The sequence below is a fragment of the Uniformispora flossi genome (assembly GCF_049534875.1).
GTDB lineage: Bacteria > Actinomycetota > Actinomycetes > Streptomycetales > Streptomycetaceae > Yinghuangia > Yinghuangia aomiensis.
On the sequence record NZ_JBMULZ010000045.1, the window covers coordinates 1 to 4,462 of the forward strand.

Below are 4,462 nucleotides of genomic sequence, written 5' to 3' on the forward strand. Positions count from 1 at the left end.
GTACGATTCTTGCCGCTAAATTCACTGATTTTCCTTGACAATCCCACATTTCTGTGCTAATTAACATGTCACCCGGGAACTGTCAATAATAAAAAATCCCGCCGGATATTTTTCCAGCGGGTTGTGTCTCGGGCGTGACTCTATTGTTACAGATAGAATAGAAGTCTTCCGCGGCTCCTATTCTACTTAATTTTAACAAATGTTAGTATATATTGTAAATTATTTCACCCTTAACCGTTGACCGACATAAATCTTATTCGCATCCGGGATACGATTAACTGTGGTCAATGTCTTAACGGACACACCGAATTTCTTACCAATTTTCGTCAGGTTGTCGCCCGCCTTTACGGTGTAGAATGTACCGCCGGATGGTGCGGCTCCTGATACCTTCAGGACTTGACCAACACGAATCATATTAACATCTTTAATACCGTTCACTTTCGCCAACTCCTTCACTGACGTATTATATTTCTTTGCAATTGCTGTCAATGTGTCACCCGCCTTAACGGTATATGTCGAGCCGGACGACTTGGCAGGTTTCGCCTTCACTGCGGCTTTGTTCCCGACCTTATCGTATTTCGTCAGCCCGTGGGCTTCGATTGTGGCGATAAGCTTCTTCGCATAGTTCGGGTCTGTCGCATATCCACCCTTTTGGATGGCGGCACAAGCTTGTACATAGTTCGTTTCCCCGACAACAGCCTTATAACGGTCAAGACGGTTATAGAGGTTCACAAGGTCTATGATAGAATCGCGAACAGACTTATACGCCCGGAACCCTGCTTTGATTGTTTTATCGACCCCGTTTAAAACCTCCCACGTGCCCATATGAACGGTTCCAGCGTTCCCGATACCTTTTATACCAAACAGGTTATTTGCACGCGTAGCAAGCCCGGATTTGCCCCAATTTGACTCATGTATGGCTTGTGCTGTGATAACTGAAGGTAAAACTCGACTTACACCGTATAATTTTTGTGCTTCACTTGCAACATTCTCCATGAAACTCATTCTTTTACACTCTCCCTCATTTGTTGTCTCATTTCATTTATTTGTTCGTCTGAAGCGGATTCAATCCATAGTTTTCTATCCTTCTGAAATTGCGCCCGCCAATATCCCGGCGGCTGTACGGTTGTCGCATTATCCGGTACGGAATCAGCCGGAACAATTTCAGGATAGTCGAAGATGAAATCCGAATCATATACGAATACTTGTATCATTTCCATTGCTCCAACCCTCCTAGTAAGGCACTGCCGCGTCTAATGACCAACTGGACACGGCGGACTGATTGTTTCCTGAAAAGCCGACAAACGCCAGTTTACCGTCAGTGTTGATATAAAATTTTGTGAAGCCTGTCGTTCCGTATGCTGTTGCCATGACCGCCTTTTTGTCTGACGGTGAATATGACGCGGGCAATTGTGCAAAGTCAACGCCGAGGTCACACGCCACGTCACCTTTTAGCATGAGGATGTTTCCCCAGCGGGTATACTGCGGTGTTCTTCCTGACGCCTTTGCTCCATTCAATAACGGAAGGTTATACCATGTGAGCGCCATAAAATCATTTTGTGTAAACAGCTGTCGCCAACCCCTGAATACATTGTCAGTGTGTATAACACCAATCCATGACGTATTATCATAGGAACGTGTCAGAACCAATTTCCGCAGACCGTTTGGCGCTGGTAGAATGTCGAGATAGTACCAAGAAGCGTCACCCGGTAACGGTAGTTGATTCCATCCTGTCCCATAATAAAAACCGGGTGGTGCGGTGAATATGCTGTCAGCTGAAGCCAACCGTTTCCGCATTCCTTCAGCATCCGTTAATGCATATTTCTGTGAGAAGTTTTGAACCCCGATAACATCCTGAAGCGATAGATTCGTTGTCTGTAAATCCTTTTGCAGCTGTGTCGCATCCGTAGCAGCTTGATTCCATTTCAAACGTTCAGAATCCGAGACGTGAGGTTTAGCATTTGCGATATGGTTCTTCAGGTTTGTTTCTGATGTCGTCACCCTGTCACTCATACCGTCCCACTTGGTACGGTCTTCAGACGATACGTGTTTGGTCGTGTCCTTTACATGAGCGTCCAAGACTCGGCCGAATGAATCAACGTCAGCCTTCATACTTTGAATTTGTTGGTCAGTTGCACCAGTTGACCCACCGTCCGCGGTATCCTCTAACGCTTGGACTTTTTGCTGAAGCGTCAGAATATCGTTCTTTATCTCATCTGACACGTCCATATGGTCAACGGTGTCCTGAAGCTTTGCCATCTTGTCTTTTAAATCTGAAATACTTGTTTTGACGCCTGTATCATCATAGGGCGGCGTCCGCCTTGACCCGAGTTCAATCAATTAGGACACCTCCACGATTGTGACGACTGTCTCAGTATCAGCGACTAGGTACACGTCAGGGCTTTGGCTATGAACCTTAAATGTTAGCGGGCTGTCGTTAGACGTGAGCGGCGCACCTGTAGTCGTCTCGACACCCTGCTTACCCCAATAAATGACACCCGAGTTAGGCGGGTAGATCGTCAACTCTCGGCGGTTTGTCAGTTTGCTAGAACCTGACTTTGCCATTACAGGCGTGACGCCTACACTCACCCCACCAACCCTAAAGTCATTCATTCCGGCTTCCCGAGTTGGTACAGGTTGTGTCGCCGGGATAGAAGACCCGCCGAGTGTGACAGGCTTATCTATCTCAACACTCCCAATATGCTTGTCGCCTGCCGCAAGCGGCGGTAACGCTGATATATCTACGGTTCCTGTCATCTGCCCAAGCTGAACGGTGTCAATGGACTGTGGTATAGATGACGCTGTAAATTTCTCAATCCAAGATTCGACCCGGACTTTTTCGGGCTGCACGATCGCGGCGTCAAGGTAGATTGTGTGATAGCCGAGCGGTCGCGCCAAAAGCTTTGTTGACCCCGGCGCTACGGCTAAAAGATAATTGTTAGGCGACACGCTCGGGCGCTCGTGTACGTACACGATCTGACTTGTGTTATTTGTTATGGCTGAATGGTTCGGCTTTGTGTCGTCAAAATAAACCGTTGTAATGTCGCCCGGTAGCATGGTGACGGTCTGTTCACGCCATGTACTCTTTTTATGGTCATCCCCCGGCTGTTTGACTAGTTCCGGCATTCTTGTTCACTCCTTTTGCTATTGTAGCGGCTTTCTTGATGTGGTTTGACGCGCTGCGTCCTTTCTTAATGGCTTTGGCTCCCTTAGAAACAGATTTGACAGCACGACCACCCGGAACAAAATCCATTGCGGTGGATGCTGTACCTTTCGCAACGTCTCCGACTGCTGGGAAGGCTTTCATAAAGAACACGATTGCAATGATAGCAAGCCCGAGAATAAGAGACCATCTGAACACGCCGAACATGATATTTGATAAATATGATTTGTCGTCAGTGCCTGAAGATGAAGAATCCCCACCTGTCGCCCCGGCTCCTGACGTTCCTTTGAATGTAATGTCCTTATCATCGTACTGGTGAAGGTTGTTACTGCTGATAATGCCGAGAAGCTTATTTACATAGTTAGGGTCTGTTGCATACCCTCCAGCTTTGATTCCCTTCGCATAGTCCTCAACGCTTTTTGCGTTCTTCAGCTTTGACGCATAACGCGGCTTGGATAATAGTTCCGCGTGGGCGCGTATGGAATCTTGATAGCTGTTGTACTTTGCAAAGCCATCCTTCACGTGATAGGTCTTACCGTTATATACTTCGGTCGTACCCATCGTGGCACTTCCTGCTGTACCTCTTCCCTTTATTCCAAATAGGTTCTTAGAGTAGTAGGCAAGCCCGGACAATCCGCCCGGGTTTGAACCGCCTGATTCTAACATGATTTGACCCAGTATGATGGATGCAGGGATGCCAGTTTCTTTCTGTATGGCTTGCGCGTCTTTGATAAACGGCTTTATATTTACGCCCATACTTCCACCTACTTTGTCAGGATTTTGATTTTCTGACCCGGTTTAATTTTGTTCGGGTCTTTGAGTTTGTTAAACTTGGCTGTTTCCATATACGCGGCTTTTGTACCACCCTTACCATATTTCTGCGTCAATTCTGACAACGTGTCACCTTTTTTCACCGTCACCGTTTTGTATTTTGGTGTAGACGGTTTTTTCGCTGGCGATGGCTTTTTAGCCGGGGTTGACGGTTTTTTAGCAGGTGTTGTCGTTTTGGCAGGTGTTGACGGTTTCGCGTTCTTCAGCTTTTCCAGTTCTTTATGAAGCTGGTCATTTTCTGTTTCCAAGTTGCTGTATTTCTTCGCTTGATCGGCAAGCTGTTTTGAAATGCTGTCCTTTACTTGGTCAACATACGTTTTGTTTTCCTTGCCAATATCGGTAATGGTGTCGATTACATCTGACTTAAATGATTCTTGGTTCTGCCCCAATTCATTTGCAAAGTTGTTTAAGGCTGTATCAACGCTACCTTCAATGAGAGATTGATTGTTTTGTAGCTGTGCCTGAACC

Annotated in this window: 6 protein-coding genes; all 6 read right to left on the reverse strand. The window is 46.6% G+C overall.

The window, feature by feature from the left end; genetic code table 11:
- Positions 1-219: 219 nt before the first annotated feature.
- Positions 220-996: a glucosaminidase domain-containing protein gene (locus ACPA54_RS38895; RefSeq protein ID WP_376642730.1), complete on the reverse strand. Its 777-nt coding sequence runs from the start codon at positions 994-996 to the stop codon at positions 220-222.
- 5 nt (positions 997-1,001) lie between these two features.
- Positions 1,002-1,220 carry a hypothetical protein gene (locus ACPA54_RS38900; RefSeq protein ID WP_376642732.1) on the reverse strand — a complete coding sequence of 73 codons (219 nt, stop codon included), beginning with the start codon at positions 1,218-1,220 and terminating at the stop codon, positions 1,002-1,004.
- Between the two features lie 13 nt (positions 1,221-1,233).
- Entirely contained in the window at positions 1,234-2,340 is a 1,107-nt protein-coding gene (locus ACPA54_RS38905; RefSeq protein ID WP_376642734.1) for a hypothetical protein, read from the reverse strand.
- Entirely contained in the window at positions 2,341-3,126 is a 786-nt protein-coding gene (locus tag ACPA54_RS38910; protein WP_376642735.1) for a hypothetical protein, read from the reverse strand.
- Positions 3,095-3,919 (reverse strand): glycoside hydrolase family 73 protein, encoded by an 825-nt coding sequence (locus ACPA54_RS38915; protein WP_376642737.1) that lies wholly within the window; start codon positions 3,917-3,919, stop codon positions 3,095-3,097. The genes ACPA54_RS38910 and ACPA54_RS38915 overlap by 32 nt, the downstream gene beginning before the upstream one ends.
- Before the next feature lie 8 nt (positions 3,920-3,927).
- The coding region (locus ACPA54_RS38920) for a LysM peptidoglycan-binding domain-containing protein (RefSeq protein WP_423537279.1) at positions 3,928-4,462 on the reverse strand (535 nt) is incomplete at its 5' end.